This window comes from Carbonicoccus niuqiaonis (assembly GCF_050157065.1).
Classification (GTDB): domain Bacteria; phylum Actinomycetota; class Actinomycetes; order Propionibacteriales; family Propionibacteriaceae; genus Avipropionibacterium.
This window is the reverse complement of record NZ_CP189573.1, coordinates 193,051-213,413: the sequence shown is the minus strand read 5'-3', so window position 1 is coordinate 213,413 and position 20,363 is coordinate 193,051. Positions and strand designations below refer to the sequence as shown.

The 20,363-nt window shown below is 70.0% G+C and carries 15 protein-coding genes and 1 pseudogene; 10 read left to right on the top strand and 6 right to left on the bottom strand.

Annotated features, from left to right (window positions below):
* Positions 1-63: 63 nt before the first annotated feature.
* The 4 genes from ACQBAU_RS00950 to ACQBAU_RS00935 all read left to right on the top strand — a co-directional run bounded on the left by ACQBAU_RS00950 (position 64) and on the right by ACQBAU_RS00935 (position 6,150).
* Positions 64-1,455 carry an FtsW/RodA/SpoVE family cell cycle protein gene (locus tag ACQBAU_RS00950; RefSeq protein ID WP_465256354.1) on the top strand — a complete coding sequence of 464 codons (1,392 nt, stop codon included), beginning with the start codon at positions 64-66 and terminating at the stop codon, positions 1,453-1,455.
* Complete coding sequence (locus tag ACQBAU_RS00945; RefSeq protein ID WP_465256209.1) at positions 1,452-2,894, top strand: peptidoglycan D,D-transpeptidase FtsI family protein; 1,443 nt, start codon at positions 1,452-1,454, stop codon at positions 2,892-2,894. Before ACQBAU_RS00950 ends, ACQBAU_RS00945 begins: the two co-directional genes overlap by 4 nt.
* A 136-nt stretch (positions 2,895-3,030) precedes the next feature.
* Positions 3,031-4,998 (top strand): Stk1 family PASTA domain-containing Ser/Thr kinase, encoded by a 1,968-nt coding sequence (gene pknB, locus ACQBAU_RS00940; RefSeq protein ID WP_465256208.1) that lies wholly within the window; start codon positions 3,031-3,033, stop codon positions 4,996-4,998.
* 63 nt (positions 4,999-5,061) lie between these two features.
* Positions 5,062-6,150 carry a serine hydrolase domain-containing protein gene (locus tag ACQBAU_RS00935; RefSeq protein ID WP_465256207.1) on the top strand — a complete coding sequence of 363 codons (1,089 nt, stop codon included), beginning with the start codon at positions 5,062-5,064 and terminating at the stop codon, positions 6,148-6,150.
* A gap of 23 nt (positions 6,151-6,173) precedes the next feature.
* Here the strand turns inward: ACQBAU_RS00935 and ACQBAU_RS00930 are convergent, their stop codons facing one another.
* Positions 6,174-6,809, bottom strand: a complete 636-nt coding sequence (locus ACQBAU_RS00930) for an aminodeoxychorismate/anthranilate synthase component II (RefSeq protein ID WP_434548824.1) — start codon at positions 6,807-6,809, stop codon at positions 6,174-6,176.
* Positions 6,810-7,021: 212 nt separating this feature from the next.
* On the opposite strand from ACQBAU_RS00930, the gene ACQBAU_RS00925 reads away from it, so the two are divergent.
* The gene (locus tag ACQBAU_RS00925) at positions 7,022-8,323 is read left to right on the top strand and encodes an FAD-dependent oxidoreductase (RefSeq protein ID WP_465256206.1); all 1,302 of its coding nucleotides are present in this window, start codon (positions 7,022-7,024) and stop codon (positions 8,321-8,323) included.
* A 63-nt stretch (positions 8,324-8,386) separates the two neighbouring features.
* Here ACQBAU_RS00925 and ACQBAU_RS00920 read toward each other — a convergent pair whose 3' ends face one another.
* Positions 8,387-8,908 (bottom strand): hypothetical protein, encoded by a 522-nt coding sequence (locus ACQBAU_RS00920; RefSeq protein ID WP_465256205.1) that lies wholly within the window; start codon positions 8,906-8,908, stop codon positions 8,387-8,389.
* Positions 8,909-9,107: 199 nt separating this feature from the next.
* Between ACQBAU_RS00920 and ACQBAU_RS00915 the strand changes: the two genes are divergently transcribed.
* The gene (locus tag ACQBAU_RS00915; protein ID WP_465256204.1) at positions 9,108-9,686 is read left to right on the top strand and encodes a TetR/AcrR family transcriptional regulator; all 579 of its coding nucleotides are present in this window, start codon (positions 9,108-9,110) and stop codon (positions 9,684-9,686) included.
* A 202-nt stretch (positions 9,687-9,888) separates the two neighbouring features.
* On the opposite strand, the gene ACQBAU_RS00910 is transcribed toward ACQBAU_RS00915, so the two are convergent.
* Both ACQBAU_RS00910 and ACQBAU_RS00905 read right to left on the bottom strand, forming a co-directional pair.
* A complete protein-coding gene (locus tag ACQBAU_RS00910) occupies positions 9,889-13,779 on the bottom strand; it encodes an ABC transporter ATP-binding protein (RefSeq protein WP_465256203.1) in 3,891 nt (1,296 codons plus the stop codon).
* A 243-nt stretch (positions 13,780-14,022) separates the two neighbouring features.
* Complete coding sequence (locus tag ACQBAU_RS00905; protein WP_434548829.1) at positions 14,023-14,217, bottom strand: hypothetical protein; 195 nt, start codon at positions 14,215-14,217, stop codon at positions 14,023-14,025.
* Between the two features lie 55 nt (positions 14,218-14,272).
* Here ACQBAU_RS00905 and ACQBAU_RS00900 point away from each other — a divergent pair, with 55 nt between their 5' ends.
* Positions 14,273-15,835: an alkaline phosphatase D family protein gene (locus tag ACQBAU_RS00900; RefSeq protein WP_465256202.1), complete on the top strand. Its 1,563-nt coding sequence runs from the start codon at positions 14,273-14,275 to the stop codon at positions 15,833-15,835.
* Positions 15,836-15,988: 153 nt separating this feature from the next.
* Here the strand turns inward: ACQBAU_RS00900 and ACQBAU_RS00895 are convergent, their stop codons facing one another.
* The gene (locus tag ACQBAU_RS00895) at positions 15,989-16,753 is read right to left on the bottom strand and encodes a DUF881 domain-containing protein (protein ID WP_434548831.1); all 765 of its coding nucleotides are present in this window, start codon (positions 16,751-16,753) and stop codon (positions 15,989-15,991) included.
* 478 nt (positions 16,754-17,231) lie between these two features.
* Between ACQBAU_RS00895 and ACQBAU_RS00890 the strand changes: the two are divergent.
* From ACQBAU_RS00890 to ACQBAU_RS00880, 3 genes and pseudogenes are all read left to right on the top strand, one after another.
* Positions 17,232-17,477 (top strand): annotated as a pseudogene (locus ACQBAU_RS00890) (cell division protein CrgA); the annotation flags it as partial.
* A gap of 2 nt (positions 17,478-17,479) precedes the next feature.
* Positions 17,480-18,301: a carbon-nitrogen hydrolase family protein gene (locus ACQBAU_RS00885; protein ID WP_465256201.1), complete on the top strand. Its 822-nt coding sequence runs from the start codon at positions 17,480-17,482 to the stop codon at positions 18,299-18,301.
* The gene (locus tag ACQBAU_RS00880) at positions 18,298-19,635 is read left to right on the top strand and encodes an MATE family efflux transporter (protein WP_434548834.1); all 1,338 of its coding nucleotides are present in this window, start codon (positions 18,298-18,300) and stop codon (positions 19,633-19,635) included. Before ACQBAU_RS00885 ends, ACQBAU_RS00880 begins: the two co-directional genes overlap by 4 nt.
* 116 nt (positions 19,636-19,751) lie before the next feature.
* On the opposite strand, the gene ACQBAU_RS00875 is transcribed toward ACQBAU_RS00880, so the two are convergent.
* A complete protein-coding gene (locus ACQBAU_RS00875) occupies positions 19,752-20,180 on the bottom strand; it encodes a VOC family protein (RefSeq protein WP_465256200.1) in 429 nt (142 codons plus the stop codon).
* Positions 20,181-20,363: the final 183 nt, after the last annotated feature.

Sequence of the window (20,363 nt, the reverse complement as noted above, 5' to 3'; positions counted from 1 at the left end):
CGACGCAGCACCTCGTTGACGGTGTCCCACGGGCACGACGAGGAGGCGAGCGTGAGTGACCAGATGGTGGTGGTCCACCGCAAACGGCGCACCGCCGAACTGGTGCTGCTCGTCCTCGCCATCGGACTCGGCGTCGGCGCCTGGCTGATCACCCACCTCAACGTGAACGGCGAGCTGCCGGACAACTGGCCGTACGTCGTCGGGTTGTGGCTCTTCCTCGGCGCCGCCTGCCACACCGTCGTCCGGATCCGGATCCCGTACGCCGACCCGGTGCTGTTGCCGTGCGTGTTCCTGTTGAACGGGCTCGGCCTGGCGATGATCGCCCGACTCGACATGAGCGACCGGGCCACCGACGCCCCGGCGCAACTGCTGTGGACGATCCTCGGCGTCGCGCTGTTCTGCGCCCTGTTGTTCATCACCAAGGACCACCGGCCGCTCGACCGGTTCACCTACCTGTTCGCACTGGCCGGCCTGCTGCTGTTGCTGTTGCCGCTCGTCCCGGGCCTGGGCGTCGAGCTGAACGGGTCACGGATCTGGATCTCGGTCGGGCCGCTCAGCTTCCAGCCGGCCGAGGCCGCCAAGATCATCCTGGCGATCTCGTTCGCGTCCTACCTGGTCGCCCACCGCGAGGTGCTGGCGCTGGCGAGCGTCCGGGTGGTCGGCATCGACCTCCCCCGGCTGCGCGACTTCGTCCCGATCACGCTGGTGTGGGGCGTCTGCATGCTGGTGCTGGCCTTCCAGCGCGACCTCGGCACCGCGCTGCTGTTCTTCGGCATGTTCGTGATGATGCTGTACGTGGCGACCGAGCGGCCCGGCTGGGCCATCGTCGGCCTCGTCTTCTTCGCCTCCGGCGCCGTCGCCGCATGGCTGCTGATGAGCCACGTCCAGGTGCGCGTCGACGCCTGGCTCGACCCGTTCGCCAACCCGGACCGGTCGTACCAGATCATCCAGGGCCAATACGGCATCGCCTTCGGTGGGCTGTTGGGTCGCGGGCTCGGCCTCGGTCGGCCGATGCTCACCCCGATCGTGAAGAGTGACTTCATCTCCGCCGCGATCGCCGAAGAACTCGGCATCGCCGGGCTGATGGCGGTGGTCATGATCTACGCGCTGGTCGTCTCCCGCGGCCTGAAGACCGCGTTGATCGGCCGCGACCCGTTCGGCAAGCTGCTCGCCGCGGGCCTGTCGTTCGTGTTCGCGCTGCAGGTGTTCGTGATCATCGGCGGCGTCACCCGGTTGCTCCCGCTGACCGGTCTGACCACCCCGTTCATGTCCCAGGGTGGGTCGTCGCTGGTCTGCAACTGGGTGTTGATCGGGCTGCTGATGATCATCTCGCACCAGTTCCGGCGGCCGGTCGCGAAGGCGGTCGAGACCGACCCGGACGCGGAGTCGACCCAGCTGATCCCCGCCGTCACCGGTGGGCGGGCCCGCGATCGGATCCGGGAGGCCCTGCGATGAACGGCCCCATCCGCCGGATCGCCATCGTGGCGATGGTGATGTTCGCCCTGCTGCTGGGCAACATCACCTACACCATCGTGTTCCGGGAGAGCCAGCTCGACGAGATGCCGGGCAACCGCCGGGTCCGCGACGAACAGTTCGGTCAGGACCGCGGCCCGATCCTGGTCGGCAACACCCCGGTCGCGTTGACCACACCGGCGAACGACCGGTTCCGGTTCCAGCGGGAGTACCCGTCCGGCGAGCTGTACGCCCCGATCACCGGCTTCTACGCCTACGACTACGGCACCAGTGCGTTGGAGGCCCGTTACAACGGCGAGCTGGCCGGCACCGACGACTCCCTGTTCGTCCGCCGGCTGCTCGACATCCTGACCAACCGGCCGCCGACCGGGGCCACCGTGCAGACCACCATCAACGCGGCTGCCCAGCAGGCCGCGTTCGAGGGGATGGGCGACCTGAAGGGCGCGGTGATCGCCCAGGACGCCAAGACCGGGGCCGTGCTCGCGCTGGTCAGCACCCCCTCGTACGACCCGAATCGGTTGGCGAGCCACGACATCGGCGCCGACGGCGAGGCGTCGCAGGCGTGGCTCGAGCTGACCAACGACGAGAACCAGCCACTGCGCAACCGGGCCGCCCGGGAGATCTACCCGCCGGGATCGACCTTCAAGCTGGTGACCGCCGCGGCCGCCCTGGAGAACGGTCACGCACCGGACCAGCGATGGGCCTCCCCGGACCGGTTGCAACTCCCCGGCACCGAGACGTACCTGCCCAACACCAGCCCGTGCGGCGGCGACGAGGTCACCCTCGAACAGGCGCTGAAGGTGTCGTGCAACACCGCGTTCGCCAACGTCGGACTGGCCTTGGGGACCGAGGCGTTGCAGGCCCAGGCGGAGCGGTTCGGCTTCGGGTCGCCGCAGTTGAACGACCTGAACGGGGTGATCAGCAGGTTCCCCGACGATCCGAACGACGCCCAGTTGGCGATGAGCTCGATCGGGCAGTTCGAGGTGGCCGCCTCACCGATGCAGATGAACATGGTGACCGCCGCCATCGCCAACGACGGGGTGGTGATGCGGCCGTACCTGGTGTCGGCGATCCGGAGCGAGAACCTGGCCCCGATCTCGACCACCCGGCCGCAGCAGGTGGGTGAGGCGATGACGCCGGGGAACGCGCGGGTGCTGCAGCGGTGGATGCAGACCGTCGTCAACGAAGGCACCGGCCGCAACGGTCGGATCGAGGGCGTCGAGGTGGGCGGCAAGACCGGCAGCGCGGAGACCACGCCGGACGCCCCGCCGTACGCCTGGTACACCACGTACGCCCGGTCCGGGGACCGCACCATCGCGGTGACGGTGTTCGTGGAGGAGGCCGACATCGAGCCCAACGACATCTCCGGTGGGCGGTTGGCCGCACCGATCGCGAAGCGAGTGCTGGAGGAACTGCTGTGAACCGGATCGAGCGCCGCGAACGCCGACACCGGCATGATGGACGGGGGTGGGGCACATATGCTGCACCGCTGGGGACGGACCGCCGAGGACGAACCACCGGGGACGGAACCCCGGGACGAACGGGGAGGGAGGGCCGATGACTGACGACACCACCCCCACGAGCCCGGGGACGGGCGACAGCCCGCAGGTGCGGCTGATCGGTGACCGCTACGAGCTCTCCGGCCTGTTGGGCCGCGGCGGCATGGCCGAGGTGCGCCGGGCGATGGACACCCGGCTGAACCGACCGGTCGCGGTCAAGCAACTGCGCACCGACCTGGCCACCGACCCGACCTTCCAGGCCCGGTTCCGACGCGAGGCACAGGCCGCCGCCGGGCTCAACCACCCCACGATCGTGTCGGTGTACGACACCGGCGAGGAGACCGACGGCCAGTCCGGCATCCGGATCCCGTACATCGTGATGGAGCTCGTCGACGGCGTGACGCTGCGCGACGTGCTGCGCGACGGCCGCAAGATCCTGCCGGAGCGGGCGTTGGAGCTGTCGGCCGGGGTGCTGGACGCACTCAGTTACAGCCACAAGGCCGGCATCGTGCACCGCGACATCAAGCCGGCGAACGTGATGCTCACCCCGGCCGGTGACGTGAAGGTGATGGACTTCGGCATCGCCCGCGCGGTGGCCGACACGTCGTCGACGATGACGCAGACGGCCGCGGTGATCGGCACCGCACAGTACCTGTCGCCGGAGCAGGCGCGCGGCGAGACCGTCGACGCGCGCTCCGACATCTACTCGGCCGGCTGCCTGCTGTACGAGCTGCTGGTGGGTCGACCGCCGTTCGTCGGCGAGTCGTCGGTGAGCGTGGCGTACCAGCACGTCCGGGAGGAGCCGCGGCCGCCTAGTGAACTGGACCCCGAGGTCACGCCCGGGATGGACGCGGTCGTGATGCGGTCGTTGGCCAAGGACCCGAACGAGCGGTACCAGTCGGCCCGGCTGATGAAGGACGACCTGATGCGGTTGCTGCACGGTCAGCAGCCGCTCGCCGCGGCGATGCCGAGCAGCGCGACGACCCCCGGTGAGGCACCCACCGCACTGCTCGTACCTGACCACCAGCCGGCCGGTGCGGCCGGCGCCGCGCTCGCCGGTGGGGCGGTCGGGGCCGGGGCGGGAGCCGCTGCCGCCACCAGTGCCACCCGGGTGACCGAGCCGGTGCAGCCGTACGGCGACGGCAACGGTGGCCACGGGGTCGTCCCGGTGGACGAGGAGCCCGAGCAGGAACCACGTCGGGTCGGGGCGATCGTCGCGCTGGTGGTGCTGATCGTGCTCGCCGCGATCGCGGCCGGGCTGGCGGTCTACTTCTTGAACACGCCGCCGCCGACCAGTCCGCCGCCGACCCCGACGCCGTCCTCGGCCAGCCCGCAGGTGCAGATGGTCGAGGTGCCGTCGGTGATCGGGCAGACCGAGACCCAGGCGACCAACTCGTTGGAGGGGGTCGGCCTGGAGGTGAAGGTCGAGAAGGTGGCCGGGCCGTCCGACAGCTCCGTCGGCCAGGTCACCGAGCAGAACCCACCGGCCCAACAACAGGTCGAGGTGGGGACCGAGGTCACCATCACGATCAACGTCGGACCCAGCCAGGTGACCGTGCCCGACGTGCAGGGGAAGTCGGCGAGTGAGGCGACCGAAGCGTTGAAGAGCGCCGGGTTCACCAACATCAAGACCGAGTACGCCACCTCGGAGGAGCCGGGCTCGAAGAAGGACTCCGTGGTCGGGGTCAGCCCGAGCGAGGGATCGGAGCAGAACCCCGACACCGAGATCACGCTCACCCTGGCCACCGGCGAGGGCGAGGTGCCGGACTTCAGCGGGATGACGCGGGAACGGGCCTCCCAGTTCGCCGAGGAGCACGGCTTCAAGGTCGAGTTCGAGGAAGAGGAGGTCGAGGGCGGGCAGAACACCGTCATCGGCCAGGATCCCGGGCCCGGGAACACCCAGCCGTGGGGGTCCACGATCAAGGTGACCATCGGGGTGCCGGAGCCCTCGGAGTCCCCCAGCCCGCCCGGTGAGACCGAGGAACCGACCGAGACGCCGACGAGCACCCCCACCGGGGGTGGCTGAGCCCGGCCCGTACGGCGTCGTCCTTTCCGGGTCGGGTCTCGGGTGTGCTGGCAGGGTTGAGTCATGACCACGCGTGAGCTGTTGCAACCGCTGCTGGACGAGGGGCGACTGGCGGGGTGGGTGGCCGGTCGGCGGGACCGGAACAGCATCCAGATCTCCACCGGCGGACGTCGCAGCCTGGACGGCCCGCCGATGACCGAGGACACCCAGTTCGCGATCACCTCGTGCAGCAAGCCGATCGCCGGGGTGCTCACCTCACGGCTGGCCGAGCTCGAGCTGATCGACCTCGACGAACCGATCGCCCGGTGGGTGCCGGAGTTCGCGGCACCGCGGGTCCTCACCGCCCCGGACGGACCGCTGACCGACACCGTCCCCGCGGAGTCGGCGATCACCGTACGGCAGCTGCTGACCATGACCTCGGGGCTGGGATGGGTCGACGGCGCACCGTTGACCGAGGCGATGGCGGCCCGGTCGGTCGCCCCGGGGCCGTTCGCACCGCCGATGACCCCCGACGAGTACGTGGCGCGGTTGGCCGAACTGCCGTTGGCCGACCAGCCGGGGACGGCCTGGCGCTACCACACCAGCAGCGACCTGCTCGGCGTGGTGCTCGAACGGGCCACCGGGGAGCCGCTGGACCGGCTGCTCGACGTGCACGTGTGCGGCCGGTTGGGGATGACCGGCACGGGGTTCGTCGGGGACCCGGACCGGCTGGCGACCGCGTACACCGCCGACGACGAGGGCCGACTGGTGCCGTACGACGTCCCGGCCGGTCTGCACACCACGGCGCCGGAGTTCCGGTCGCTGGCGTGCGGTCTGCTGTCGACGGTGCCCGACCAGCTGGCCTTCCTCGGTTCGCTGCTCGGTCACGGACCGGCCGTGCTGTCGCCCGCGTCGGTGACCGAACTCCGTACCAACGCGTTGGGTCCGTCGCAGCTCGCGACCGCCGCCGGGATGCTGGAGCCCGGCAGCGGTTGGGGCCTGCACGTGGAAGTGCGCCCCGACGGCAGGTTCGGCTGGGCCGGTGGCCTCGGCGGCATCGGGTACGCCGACCCCGCGACCGGGCGGGCCGCCGTGCTCCACACCCAGCTCGCCGTCGACGCACCGGCCGTGCCGACCGTGATGGAGGCGTTCTGGTCGTTGTTCGACGAGTGATCGTCCCCGTCGCCGGGTTCGGGTCAGCCCGCGCTCATCAGCGGGCTCAGGTCGGCGGCCCGAGCCGGGGCGTCGGCGTCCCCACACTCGGCCAACCAGTTGGCGAGCATCTGGTAGCCGCCCTCGGTCAGTACCGACTCGGGGTGGAACTGGACCGCCTCGACCGGCAGGTCGACGTGCCGTACGGCCATGATCACGTCGGACTCGGTGCGCGCGGTGACCGCCAGCATGTCGGGCAGGGTCTCGGGACGCAGCGCCAACGAGTGGTAGCGGGTCGCGGTGAACGGGGACGGCAGGCCGGCCATCACGCCGGCCCCCTGGTGGAACACCTCGGACGTCTTGCCGTGCAGCAGTTCCGGGGCCCGGTCGACCACTCCCCCGTACGCGACCGCGATCGCCTGCAGGCCGAGGCAGACGCCGAAGATCGGCACGGTCCCGGCCAGGTTGCGCACCACGTCGATGCAGACCCCGGCGTGCTCGGGGGTCCCGGGGCCGGGTGACAGCAGGATCCCGTCGTACGGCTCGTGCCAGCCGGGCGCGTCGAACCGGGCGTCGTCGTTGCGCCACACCTCGACCTCGGCCCCGATCTGGGCCAGGTACTGCACGAGGTTGTAGACGAACGAGTCGTAGTTGTCGATCACCAGGATCCGCGCGGACATGGCGCCATGATCCCACGGCTGCCGGGGCGCCCGCCGTCGCCGGTGGGCCGCCGAGACGGGGGGGCGTCGCAAGGGTGGGCGCCACAGCGACACAGCTGGACGTGAGCTCCACGTGTGTCGCTCAGAGTGCCACTCTTACGACAGGCCACCCCGATCGCGGCTCAGCGCAGCCCCGCGGAACACCAGAAGGCGCGCCTTTCTATACTCCGCCCATGGCCACCCCGTCACCTGACGTCGCCCCAGCAACGATTGCTGAGCAGCGGGAGACCCCCGTCGTACGGAGCTACGACGTGATCGTGTGTGGTGGCGGGCCGGCCGGCCTGTGCGCCGCCATCGCGTCCGCGCGGCAGGGGGCTCGCACGTTGCTGATCGAGAGTGGCGGCTGCCTCGGCGGGGTGTGGACCTCCGGGCTGTTGTCCGGGGTGATCGACGCCAACAAGCCTGGCACGATCCTGACCGAGCTCGTCACCGAGCTGCGCGCCCGCGACTCCTACCACGAGCGGAACAAGTCCCACTTCCTCTTCTTCCCCGAGACCATGAAGCTCGTCGTCGAACAGTTCTGCGTCGCCGCCGGGGTCGACATCCGGCTGGGCACACGCGTGGTGGACACGGTGGCGTCGGAACCGGGCCGGCTGAGCCACGTGATCACCGAGTCGAAGTCGGGCCGCGAAGCCTGGCAGGGCAAGGTGATCATCGACTGCACCGGTGACGGTGACGTCGCCGCCCGCGCCGGAGCGGGGTTCGACCTCGGCAACGCCGAAGGCGGAATGCAGCCGCTGAGCCTGCTCGGCGTGCTGGCCGGGGTCCGCGCCACCGACGTCCGCGAGTACTGGGACCACACCGTCCCCGACCGGAAGGCCCGGCTGCGGGCGGAGCTGGACAAAGTCGGATTCGTCCCCAGCTACGGCAATCCGACGCTGTTCAACATCGGCCGGGACTTCTTCGTGCTGATGGCCAACCACATGTACGGGGTACGCCCCGACGATGCCGATGCGCTGACCGCAGCCACCCTGGCGGCGCGCGAAGAGGTGCACGCCTCGGTGGCTGCGCTTCGGCGGCTCGGCGGTCCGTGGTCCGACCTCGTCCTGGTGAGCACGGCAGACCAGATCGGGATCCGGGAAGGCCGGCGGATCCGGGGCCGCACGACGCTGACCGGCGACGACCTGGCGGAGGGCCGGATCACCGACGAGGCCGTCACCGTCAGCACCTTTGCGATGGACGTGCACTCCCCCGACCCGGCCCGGAGCACCATCGGCGACGACCGTGGCCTGCGACCGGTCAAGCCGTACGGGGTGCCGCTGGGGACCCTGGTCTCGGCCGACATCGACAACCTGATGATGGCCGGCCGCTGCCTCAGCGGCGACTTCCTGGCCCACTCGAGCTACCGGGTGACCGGGACCGCGAGTGTGACGGGTCAGGCCGCCGGTGCCGTGGCCGCCCACTGCGCCACCCGTGACGTGCTGCCGATGCAGGTCGGGGTCGCCGACGTCGCCGGGATGCCCTCGGTCTCGTGAGGGAGTGCGCCACAGCGACGCGGGTGGACGTCAGCTCCACGTGTGTCGTTCAGACGCCTCTTCTCACGGCCCGGCCGGACTCGATGAGCCCGGAGACGACGAAACCAGGACCGACGAACTCAGGGTGGCGTCTGCGTCGCGCAGGATGCTGGGTGCCAGCAGCCGGTGCACCCGGGACAGCCTCACCCAACGCCGACGACCCCCGGGCTGGTCATACCGCACGAAGGTGCTGAGCGAGACCGACCCGTCGCCGGCCTGGACCACCAACTCGGCCCCCATTTCGCGTGACTGCGTCGTCAGCCGGATCCAGTCCTCACCCCGGCCGGTGACGGGCCAGCCGGCGATCGTGTCGGCCGACCGTCCGGGCAGTAGGTCGAGCTTGAGCAGGCCCTGCCAGATGAACCGGGCCAGGGGCTGCGGTTCGTCACCGAACATGACACGGGCCCACTGCTCCGGGGCGGCGGTCACCTCGGTTCGGGCGGTGAACTCGTCGACGTAGTCGATTCGATTGAGTGTGCTGAGTGTCCGGGTCGTGGGCGAGACGGAGGCGTCGTCGAGCACCCGGGTGGCGATGGTCAGTGACATGCTGGCTCCTGTGTTGTACGGATGCGTACAACCATGACGCTAGCACCGGTTGTACGGTTGCGTACAACGCGGGTCGACACGGCCGGGCCCGCTCCCAGCTCAGGTGCGCCAAGCGCGTCGCCGCCGCACATGAGGCAGCACAGCGACATGACCCCGGGTCAGGCGTGGTCGGCACGAGCACGACGGCAGGAGGCAGCAGGTGGGCGCACAACGGACACCGCGGGAGAAGTGGATCGAGCAGGGACTGGCGGCACTCGCGGCGGCCGGGCCTGAGGCGGTCCGGATCGAGGCGTTGGCGCAACAGCTCGGCGTCACCAAGGGCGGCTTCTACGGCTACTTCACCAACCGGGACGCCCTGCTCACCGCGATGCTCGACACCTGGGAGCGCGAGAGCGTGGACGAGGTGCTCGCGCGGGTCGAGGCCGAGGGCGGCGATCCACGCACCCGGGCGACCCGTGCCGGCCACCTCACCTTCTCCGACGACCGACTGCTGCCCATCGACCTGGCGGTCCGGGACTGGGCCCGGCGGGACGCGGAGGTGGCCGATCGACTCCGCCGGGTCGACAACGCCCGGATGGACCTGTTGCGCGAGTTGATCGGGTCGGTCTGTGACGATCCGGACGAGGTCGAGGCGCGGAGCCTGCTCGCCATCACCTCGGCGATCGGTGCCCACTTCCTGGCCGCCGACCACGCAGGCCAGCACCGGCCGGAGGTCATCGCCCGGATCAGCTCATTGCTGGTCCCCGACGCCGCCGGTTCGGATCCACCGGCGCGGTGACCTGGTCTCCCACGCGGTCTGGGCGCCGCGGGCGCGATCTCGGCTCCGCGGGCACGATCTCGGCTCCGCGGGCACGATCTCGGCTCCGCGACGGCGATGCGGTCGCAGCAAAGGGCGCCACAGCGACACAGCTGGACGTGAGCTCCACGTGTGTCGCTGTGGCGCCCCTTTTTACGACGGAGACCCACTTTCGGGCGGCTTCTCAGACCGCCGCGGCCACCTTCTCGCCGCGAGCCGGCTCACCATCGGCCCCATCAGCCACACCAGCCACACCAGCCCCACCAGCCTCGCCTGACCCGGCATCGGCGGGTGCGTCGTGCTCGGCGAGGTACTGGTGCGGGGTGGTGTCGCCGACGATCTCGCCGCCTGAGACCACCAACACCCGCTCCACCCAGTGCAGCGACTGCGGCCGGTGCGTGACGACCAGGGTGGTACGACCCTGGGCGACGACCCGCATCGCCTGGTTGACCTTGCGTTCGCTCGCCAGGTCGAGGTTCGAGGTCGCCTCGTCCAGGATCAGGATCGCCGGGTCGATCAGCAGCGCCCGCGCCAGGCACAGCAACTGCCGCTGGCCCGCCGAGAGCGACCGGCCACGCTCGGTGATCATGTGGTGGTAGCCGTCGGGCATCCGCGAGATGAACTCGTGCGCCCCCACCGCGCGGGCGGCGGCCTCCACCTCGGCGTCCGTCGCGTCCGGTCGGCCGTAGGCGATGTTGTCCCGCACGGTCCGGGTGAACAGGTGCGGTTCCTGCGGTACGTAGCCAAGACGCCGCCGGTACTGGACCAGGTCGAGGTCGGGCAACGGCACGTCGTCGATCAACAGCTCACCCTCGGTCGGGTCGTAGAACCGCGACACCAGCTTCACCGTGGTCGACTTGCCGGCACCCGTACGACCGACGAACGCGACCCGCTGGCCGGCCGGGATGTGCAGGTCGACCCGCTTCAGCGCATCGGTGGCGGTCCCGGCGTAGCGCAGCCGGACCCCCTCGAGCTTGATGTCACCCTCGATCTCGTCCGGGTTCACCGCATCGGTGTTGACCGGGGTCGAGGTCTTGAGCTCGAGCAGCTCGCGCACCCGGACCAGGCCGGCCCGGGCCCGCTGGTAGACGTCGAACACCGACGCCAGCTGCTGCACCGGGGCGAACACCTGCGCCAGGTACAACATGAACGCCAGCAGGGTGCCGATCGCGAGCGTACCGGCGCCGACGAACATCGCGCCCAGTCCGAGCACGGCCACGGTCGCGAGGATCGACAACACTTCGAAGATGCCGACGTAGACCGAGGTCGCGAACGCACTCTTCAACGACCAGTGGATGAACTCCTTGCCGATCCCGTCGAACTTCTGCAGGTTGCGGGCCTCCCGCCGGTACGCGTGGGTGACGCGGATGCCGACCAGCGACTCCTGCAGGTTGGCGTTCAGCATGGAGGTACGTTCACGCGCCTCGTCGTACGCCACCGAGGCCCGCTTGCGGTACCAGACGGTCGCCAACGCGGCGGGCGGGATCACGCACAACACGGTCAGCGCCAGCCGCGGATCGAGCGCGACCACCACGAACGACATGCCGACGAAGGTCAGCACGGCCATCATCAGGTTGATCAGGCCGACCCGCAACAGTTCGGAGATGGCGTCGATGTCCGACGTCATCCGGGTCATGATCCGCCCGGCCTGAGTCCGGTCGTAGTAGTCGATGCCGAGCCGCTGCAGCTGCCCGTACACCCGGGCCCGCAGGGCGACCAGCAGCCGCTCGGTGGTGCGCTGGGTCCAGATCTGCGAGTCGCGCTGGACGAAGTACAGTCCGATCGCGAGCGCCGCCGCGGCCCCACACACCGCGAGCAGGACGCCGCGTTCGCCGGCCAGCATGCCGCCGTTGACGCCCTCGCGGACCAGCAACGGGTTGAGCAGGGTCAGCAGGGTCTCCGCCGCCACCAGCAGCAGACCGATGAACAGCCCGACCCGGTACGGCTTCAAGAACTTGAGCAGCTTGAACGGCTCGGTGTTGGTGTCCTCGGCGGGCAGGTCGACCTGCGTCTTGTCCTTGAACGGCGGCAGCGAGGCGATCCGGGCCGCCAGTGCCGGCGGGATGCCGAGGTCCAGCGGCACCCGACCGGTGGCGTCCTGCCGGGACTCCCAGCTCGACGCGGTCGCGGCGAACTCACCACGCCGAGCTGCCGGCAACAGGTCGGCGGCGCCGTCGGCGTCGCCTTCCAGGTCACCGAACAGGTCGCGGTACAGCTCACTGCGGGCGAACAGGTCCTCGTGGGTGCCCTGGTCGGCGACGCGGCCCCGGTCGAGCACGACCACCCGGTCGGCCATCCGGACCGTCGATTCCCGGTACGCCACCAGGACGGCCGTGGCATTGGCCAGGTACGGCTCGAGGTTGGCGTGGATCTCGTGCTCCACCGACGTGTCGACCGAGCTCGTCGCATCGTCGAGCAGTAGTACGTCGGGGTTGATCAACAGGGCCCGGGCGAGTGCCACCCGCTGTCGCTGGCCACCCGACAAGGTCATCCCGCGCTCGCCGATCGGGGTGTCGTACCCCTCGTCCAGCTCCAGGATGAACTCGTGGGCGAGGGCTGCCTTCGCGGCCGCCTCGATCTCCTCCTGGGTCGCGTCGGGGCGTCCGTACGCGATGTTGTTGGCCACGGTGTCGGAGAACAGGAAGCTGTTCTCGAACACCATCGCGATCCGTCCCCGCAGCTCGGCGATCGGCTGGTCGGCGACGTCGGTGCCGTCGACCGACACCACACCGGAGCCCGCCTCGAAGTACCGCGGGATCAACTGCAGCGCGGTCGACTTGCCACAACCCGAGGGGCCGACCAGCGCGACGGTCTCGCCCGGCTCGATGGTCAGGTCGAGTCCGTCGAGCACCTTGTGCCCGTCCCCATCGGCGTACGCGAACGAGACGTCGGAGAACTCGATCCGGCCACCCCGCGCCTCGGGGCTGCGAGCCGCTTCGGCCTCGACCAGGGTCGGCCGCAGGTCGAGGATCTCGCCGATCCGCTCCACCGCCGCCTGACACTGCGGCATGTTGCTCAGCACCATGCCGATGGTGCGGGCCTTCGCGGCGAGCTGGGTGAGGTAGCTGATGAAGGCGAGGAAGATGCCGACGGTGAGCTCACCGCTGGCGACCATCAGGCCACCCAGGCCGAGGATCACGACCTGCCCGATCTGCGGGCCGGCCATCAGCGAGGCGAGGAACGGGGCGCGAAGCCGTACGGCACGAACCCGCGACCGGAACATGTCGATCAGCGAGTGGTGCAACCGCTTGGTCTCGGCCTCCTCCTGCCCGAACGCGCGGACCACCCGGACGCCGAGGACGGCCTCCTCGATCTCGGTCATCAGTTCGGCCTCGGAGCGCTGCGCATCCCAGCCGGCGGCGTGCACGTTGCCCCGCATCCGGTGGGTGACCGCGAACACGGCCACGATGATGATCATGACGATCACCGCGAGCAGCGGCGACAGTTGCATCATCACCGCCAGCGACAGCACGATGCCGATCACGGTCGCGGCGAGCTGTCCGAAGAAGCCGATCAGGACCTGGACCCACCGCAGGTCACCGCTGGCCCGCGACACCAGTTGGCCGCTCTGCAACTGTGAGTGTCCGGAGAAGTCGAGTCGTTGCAGGGTGTCGTAGATCTGGTCGCGGATGTCGTGCTGCACCTTGAGTGCGGCCTTCGCCGACAGGTAGCGCCACGCCGCCGACAGGCCGCCCATCGCGATGCCGAGGACCGCGAGCAACGACAACCAGGGCAGCAGCGGGATCGTCGGTTCGATGATCGCGTCGTCCAGCACGATCTGCTGGACCAGGGGGATGAACGACTGCGCCGCGGCGTAGACGGTGGCCAGTGCGACGGTGGCGATCAGCACGCCGCGGTGGCGCCGGACCACCGGCATCATCCGACGGCGCCAGGACGGGCCTCCGCTGTCGCGCTGATCGGGGCGCTTGTCGTCGGGGCGCTTGTCGTCGGGGCGCTTGTCGTCGGTGCGACGCCGGCGCAGGCTGTCGGGGCGAGCGCGTACCAGCAGCTCACGGGCCGAGTTGGTGAACGAGTTGGGTTTGGACGTACGGGTCCGGAACACGGACACGGACATGAAAGCTTCTCCCTGGCAGGGTTGTTGCGGGTGCTCTGGGCGTGCCTCACCGGCATCTGACCGGCGTCGGCACGGCGATCGGGCTGCGGGCAGGCAGCAGCGATCGCTCGGATCTGGGAAGTGTTTGGGGAAGACGTCGACGATGCGTCGACCTGAGAAGGGGGCCGTGGTCGGCGGACCACGACGATCTAGCTGGAAACCACCTCGAACGCCAGTCTTGCGGATGTCTCGAATTGGACAACATCAACTCTGCCCCTGTTGTTCCCGGTTGCCAACCGAGAACGACGCAATCTGCGAAGACCAATCGAACTTATCCACGAAGTGCATGAAAGAGCCCCCGGTGATTATCGGGGTGAGGTCCGTCACGTCGACCGGATCCGACGTCACCGTCCGTTCACCCACTCGTCGCGCAGCCGACCCTGCGGTGATCATGATCATCGGCCTAGCGTCGATCGGGTACTGAGGCATCCCCCACCTCCAGAGGAGTTTTCCCATGCCCGCTTCGGATTTCCCCAGTCTGTCACGACGTGGCTTCGTCGTCGGCGCCGCCGCGATCGGCGGTGGCCTGGCACTGCCGACCGTTGCCGCGGCCGCCCCGGCCCCGCGGCTCGTCGACCCGTTCACCCTCGGTGTCGCCTCCGGCGATCCGCTGCCCGACTCGGTCGTGCTGTGGACCCGGCTGGCCCCCGAACCGCTCGCCGACGGCGGCGGCGTACCCAACCGTCCGGTCCCGGTCCGCTGGGAACTCGCCGCCGACGAGAACTTCCGCCGGATCGTCCAGCGGGGCACCGAGCTCGCCCGCCCGGAGGAGGCACACACCGTCCACATCGACGTCCGCGGCCTCGAACCGCACCGCGAGTACTGGTACCGCTTCCGTACCGGCAACGAGGTCTCGCCGGTGGGTCGCACCCGCACCGCCCCGGCACCGGGCAGCCTGGCTCCGCTGTCGTTCGCGTTCGCCTCGTGCAGCCACTACGAGATGGGCTACTTCACCGCCTACAAGCACCTCGCCGCCGAGAACCCTGACGTGGTGTTCCACCTGGGCGACTACGTGTACGAGTACGCCGGCGCCACCGGCCGGCCGCGCACCCACGCCGGCAACGAGATGAACACCCTGGCCGAGTACCGACAGCGCCACGCGCAGTACAAGACCGACCCCGACCTGCAGGCCGCACACCGGGCCGCCCCGTTCATCGTCACCTGGGACGATCACGAGACCGACAACAACTACGCCGACCTGGTGCCGGAGAACAACGACCCCAACCAGGGCAACGCCACCCGGGAGACGTTCGCCGTCCGCCGGGCCGCCGCCTACCAGGCGTACTGGGAGCACATGCCGCTGCGCCGCTTCCGCAAGCCGGTCGACACCAACCTGCCGCTGTACCGCGGCTTCGACTACGGCGGGCTCGCCCGGTTCAGCGTGCTCGACACCCGGCAGTACCGCGACGACCAGCCGTACGGGGATCGCAGCAACGTCAACGGCCCCGAGCAGTGGGAGACCGACATGCTGGGCAGTGAGCAGCATGCCTGGTTGGAGAAGCAGCTCACCGGATCGGATGCGGTGTGGAACATCGTGCCGCAGCAGATCTTCTTCGCCAACATGGACACCAACCCCGCCGGCCCGGGCTCGTACAACGACGGCTGGGACGGCTACCAGGCCTCCCGCGACCGGATCCTCGGACTGGTCGAGGAGCGCGAGATCGAGAACTTCGTGGTGCTGACCGGGGACGTCCACAACCACTGGATGGTCGACCTGCGCCGCGACTTCGAGAACGACAGCCTGCCGTTGCTCGGCTCCGAGATCGTCTGCACCTCGGTCACCTCCAACGGTGACGGCCGCGCCTGGACCGATGCCGAGATGGCGGTCTGGAAGGGCGACATGCCGTACCTCCACTACCGCAGCAACCTGCGCGGCTACGTGAAGGTGGACGTCACCCCGGACACCCTGCAGGCCGACTTCATGACCGTCGACAAGGTGTCGGTCCCGGGGCTGCCGATCAGCACCGACGCCTCGTACGTCATCGAGTCCGGTCAGGTCGGGGCGCAACCCGCCTGACACGCCGCCCGTCGAGCCGGTCGAACTCCTCGAGAGGCCCGCGCCCGGCGGGAGGCTCGTAAAGAAGGGCGTCTGAGCGACGTACGCGACGCATACGTCCACCTGTGTCGCTGTGGCGCCCATCCTCACCGGCGTGCGGCGGTTGGACCGACGTCAGGGTCCCGGGGTCGCCCCCGATCCCGGGACCCGCGCGTGCTCCAGCCCCACCGAGCCGTCGTAGCCGGGCAGGATCATGTCCTCGGAGGCCCGCTGCTCCCAGCCGAGGCCGTACACCTGGACGTACTGCTGGTAGATCTGCAGGTACGGCGACGCCTTCAGCGCCGCGGCGAGCAGGCCCGGGTCACCGATCGCGGTGATCACGTACGGCGGGGCGTACGGGACGCCGTGCAGCACCACCGTGTTGCCGACGCACTTGATGCCGGTGGTCGCGATCACCCGCTGGCCCTGGATCGTCATCGCCTCCGCACCGCCGGCCCACATCGCGTTCACCACCGCCTGGATGTCCTGCTGGTGGACGATCAACTCGTCGGCGTCGACCCCGGGCGGCTGCACCTCCGGCGGCGCGTCGGTGAGCGTCACGGTGAGCGCGGGACCACGGACCGCCACCAGGCCTGTCAGTTGCTGCAGCTCCCGGAGCTGATCCTCGGTGTCGCCCGGAGGCTGCCGTTCGGCGGTGAGCCGGTCGACTTCCTCGCGCAGCGCGCTGACCTGCCGGGCCAGGTTGGCGTTGCGGTCCTTCTCACTGTTGAGCAGGCCGACCAGGTCGGTGTTGCGGTCGGGGCGCAGGTCGGTGCCGCGGGCGCTGATGGCGCTGGAGACGATCATGAATCCGGCCAGCGCGCAGACCAGTCCGGTCACCAACCGACGGCTCGGCGTACGGCGCTCGCGAGCGGTTGCGTGGCGCGGTCGGTGGGTCACCCGGTGCCACCACGAATCGCCCCGACGCGGGCCTTCGTCAAGGTGTTCGGGCACCGCAGTACCTCCGCCGGAGTTTTGCTGGACGTCTCGGTTGACTACGCTACCCCCAGACCCAAGGAGATTCGACTTGCCTGAATCCAGGACACGCAAGGCTGCCGAGCGCAAGAAGAAGGCTGCCCAGGCCCGCAAGGTGGCCGAGCGGCAGGAGGCCAACGAGAGCCGCCGCGCCGTCACCTCGTCGACCTCAGCCAAGGCCAAGTCGTCGTCGGCGAGGTCGACGTCTCGGTCCGGCTCCACCAAGTCGGCGTCCGCCAGGTCCTCCACCGCCAAGTCCTCGTCTGCCAGGTCGGGGACGGCGAAGGACACCGAGCCGATCGAGAAGCTGTCGACCGCCGAGCGGCGCCGTCGCTCCCGGGAGGCTGCCGAGGCGGCGGAGACGGCCGACGACAAGGGCACGAAGGCGAAGTCGAGCGCCGCGAAGGCCGACACGAAGTCGCGCACCGACGACAAGCGCCCCGCTCGGACGCGTTCCGCCGCCACGCCGGCCAACCGCCGCTGGGTCCCGCCGACCTTCATCGCCGTCGGCCTGCTCGGCGTGATGTGGCTGATCGTCTACTACATCGCCCCGACGCTGCCGGTGATGGGCGACCTCGGCAACTGGAACATCCTGATCGGGATGGGCCTGATGGGTCTGGCGTTCGCGATCGCCACCCTCTGGAAGTAGCCGTGCGCGTCGGGCTGGCCCAACTCACCAGCACCACCGACCCCGCGACCAACCTCCGACTGGTCCGCGAGTGGACCGAACGTGCCGTCGCCGACGGCGCCGACCTGGTGGTGTTCCCCGAGGCGACGATGATGTCGTACGCGGGGAGCTCACGGCGGGCCGCCGAACCGGTCGACGGGCCGTGGAGCCGAGCCGTCATCGACCTGGCCGCCGAACTCGACACCACCATCGCCGTCGGTACGGTGACCCTCCCCGACGGCGACCGGCCGGGTGGTCGGGTGCACAACACGCTGCTGGTGACCGGACCGCACGGCACCACCCGGTACCACAAGATCCACCTGTACGACGCGTTCGGCCACACCGAGTCCGACACCATCGCCCCCGGCACCGAACCGGCCGAGGTGCTCGAGCTGGCGGGGCTGCCGACCGGTGTCAGCGTCTGCTACGACCTTCGCTTCCCCGAGCTCTACAAGTGGTACGCCGCCCGCGGCGCCGAGGTGCAACTGGTGGTGGCGTCGTGGGGTGACGGGCCCGGCAAGCTCGACCAGTGGCGCCACCTGGTCCGGGCCCGCGCCCTCGACACCACCTGTTGGGTGGTGGCCTGCGGTCAGGCCGACCCCGCCAGCCAGGGTGCCGACCGGGTCGAGTCCGGGCCACCGCTCGGCGTCGGGCACTCGATGGTGGTCGATCCGCTCGGTCGGGTGGTCGCCGAGGCCAACGCCGGCCCCCAGCTGCTGGTCGCCGACCTGGACCGTACGACGGTCGCCGAGGCCCGCGCCGTGCTGCCGGTGCTGGCGAACACCCGACTCACCCCGCCGGAGTGACCACCGACACCGCGGCCACACCGAGCTCGCGGGCGCTCGGCAAGCAGGTGGCGGCGCTGGCCGTACCGGCGTTCGCGACCCTGGTCACCGAACCGCTGATGGTGATGGTCGACGCGGCCGTCGTCGGACACGTCTCGACCGAGTCGTTGGCCGGTCTCGGCATCGCCGCCAACGTGATGACGCTGCTCGCCGGGTTGTGCGTCTTCCTCGCGTACGGCACCACCGCCACCGTCGCGCGCCGGCTCGGCTTCGGTGACTCCGCCGGTGCGCTGGCCGCCGGCCGGGACGGGCTCGCCCTCGGCGCCATCCTGGGTGCGGTGCTGGCGACCACGCTGGCGCTGCTCTCACCGGTCGTCGTCGGCTGGTACGGCGCGGCGCCCACCGTCACCGCCGAGGCGCTGACGTACCTGCGGATCAGTTGTTGGGGACTGTTCCCGCTGTTGATCATGATGGCGGCGACCGGGGTGCTCCGCGGGCTGCAGGACACCCGGACCCCGCTGTACGTGGCGGTGGTGATCAACCTGTTGAACGCCGGGCTGAGCATCGGCCTGGTGCACGGCGTCGGGATGGGCATCGCCGGGGCCGCACTGGGCACGGTGATCGCGCAGGCACTCGGCGCCACCACGTTGGTCGTGGTCGTGGTGCGCGGCGCCCGGAAGCAGGGCACCAGGCTGCGGCCCGCCCTGCACGGGATCGTCGCCGCGGCCCGGCTCGGGGGCTGGCTGGTGCTGCGGACCGCCTGCCTGCAGGGTGCGGTCACGATGACCACGGTGGTCGCCACCGGTCTCGGCACGGTCGCGCTGGCGGCCCACCAGGTGACGAACTCGGTGTGGTTCCTGTTGGCGATGGCGTTGGACGCGATCGCGATCGCCGCCCAGGCGATCATCGGCCACCACCTCGGCGCGGGTCAGGTCGCCGTGGTCCGCAAACTGACCGTTCGGATGGTGCAGTGGGGGGTGGTCGCCGGCATCGTGTTCGGGGCCCTGTTGGCCCTGCTGCATCCGTTGTACGCCGGGCTCTTCAGCCCCGACCCGGCCGTCCAGGCACTCGTCGGCCAGGTGCTCGTCGTGGTCGCCGTGCTGGCGCCGATCAACGCGGTGGTGTTCGTGTTGGACGGGGTGCTGATCGGTGCCGGGGACGCCCGCTACCTCGCGCTCGCCCAACTGATCGCGCTGGCCAGCTACGTACCGCTGGCACTGATCGTGGCCGGTACCGGTGCCGGGCTGGTCTGGCTGTGGATCGCGTACGGCTGCTTCATGGTCGCCCGGATGCTGACGCTGGCGGTGCGGATCCGGCAGTCGGCATGGCTGCGGATCGGCCGCGACACGACGTAGCCCGCCCGAGCCCACGTCCGCCGGCAGACCTCGATCGACCCGGGCGCAGGTCAGAGGCAGATCTCGATCGCCGCGGGCCCAGGTCGGAGACAGACCTTGCTCGCCGCGGGCCCAGGTCAGAGACAGAACTCGTTGCCCTCCGGGTCGGCGTAGGTCGTCCACCGGTGCGGCCCCTGCTCGGCCGACCACAGCTCGGTCGCGCCGGCGGCCAGGATCCGCTGCCGTTCGTCGTCGGGCACCGGCTCCTCACCGCGGAGGTCGAGGTGCACCCGATTCTTTCCCTGCTTGGGATCTGACGACAGTTGGAACAGCAGTCGTGGCGCTCCGGTCAGTGCCTCGGGGTGTCGGATGGCCTGACCCGCCCGCCACACCAGGACGCCGTTGTGGACCATGGTGTCGGCCTCGTCGGCGAAGCCTTGGTCGATCATGGACCGGATGAACTCCTCGTCGGACGGTTCGACCTCCCAGCCGAGGATGTCGGCCCACCACTCGGCCAGTTGGTGGGGTGCTGCGGAATCGACGGTGACCTGCATCGTGTACGTCATGATCATGACCGTACGAGGCGATGCGGCCGTTTCCTGTCCGGAAGCTCGCAGGGGGTCATGTGGACCGGGAAATGGTTGGTCCCTCGTAAAGAAGGGCGTCTGAGCGACACACGCGACACATGCGTCCAGCTGTGTCGCTGTAGCGCCCGTTCGCACGGCCCCGACGGGCCAGGGTCACGACTC

What these genes read in the sequence shown, in the direction of transcription:
- ACQBAU_RS00950 (WP_465256354.1), top strand. Translation starts at nt 64, where the DNA reads ATGGTGGTGGTCCACCGCAAACGGCGCACCGCCGAACTGGTGCTGCTC.
- ACQBAU_RS00945 (WP_465256209.1), top strand. Translation starts at nt 1,452, where the DNA reads ATGAACGGCCCCATCCGCCGGATCGCCATCGTGGCGATGGTGATGTTC.
- pknB (WP_465256208.1), top strand. Translation starts at nt 3,031, where the DNA reads ATGACTGACGACACCACCCCCACGAGCCCGGGGACGGGCGACAGCCCG.
- ACQBAU_RS00935 (WP_465256207.1), top strand. Translation starts at nt 5,062, where the DNA reads ATGACCACGCGTGAGCTGTTGCAACCGCTGCTGGACGAGGGGCGACTG.
- ACQBAU_RS00930 (WP_434548824.1), bottom strand. Translation starts at nt 6,809, where the DNA reads ATGTCCGCGCGGATCCTGGTGATCGACAACTACGACTCGTTCGTCTAC.
- ACQBAU_RS00925 (WP_465256206.1), top strand. Translation starts at nt 7,022, where the DNA reads ATGGCCACCCCGTCACCTGACGTCGCCCCAGCAACGATTGCTGAGCAG.
- ACQBAU_RS00920 (WP_465256205.1), bottom strand. Translation starts at nt 8,908, where the DNA reads ATGTCACTGACCATCGCCACCCGGGTGCTCGACGACGCCTCCGTCTCG.
- ACQBAU_RS00910 (WP_465256203.1), bottom strand. Translation starts at nt 13,779, where the DNA reads ATGTCCGTGTCCGTGTTCCGGACCCGTACGTCCAAACCCAACTCGTTC.
- ACQBAU_RS00905 (WP_434548829.1), bottom strand. Translation starts at nt 14,217, where the DNA reads ATGATCATGATCACCGCAGGGTCGGCTGCGCGACGAGTGGGTGAACGG.
- ACQBAU_RS00900 (WP_465256202.1), top strand. Translation starts at nt 14,273, where the DNA reads ATGCCCGCTTCGGATTTCCCCAGTCTGTCACGACGTGGCTTCGTCGTC.
- ACQBAU_RS00875 (WP_465256200.1), bottom strand. Translation starts at nt 20,180, where the DNA reads ATGACGTACACGATGCAGGTCACCGTCGATTCCGCAGCACCCCACCAA.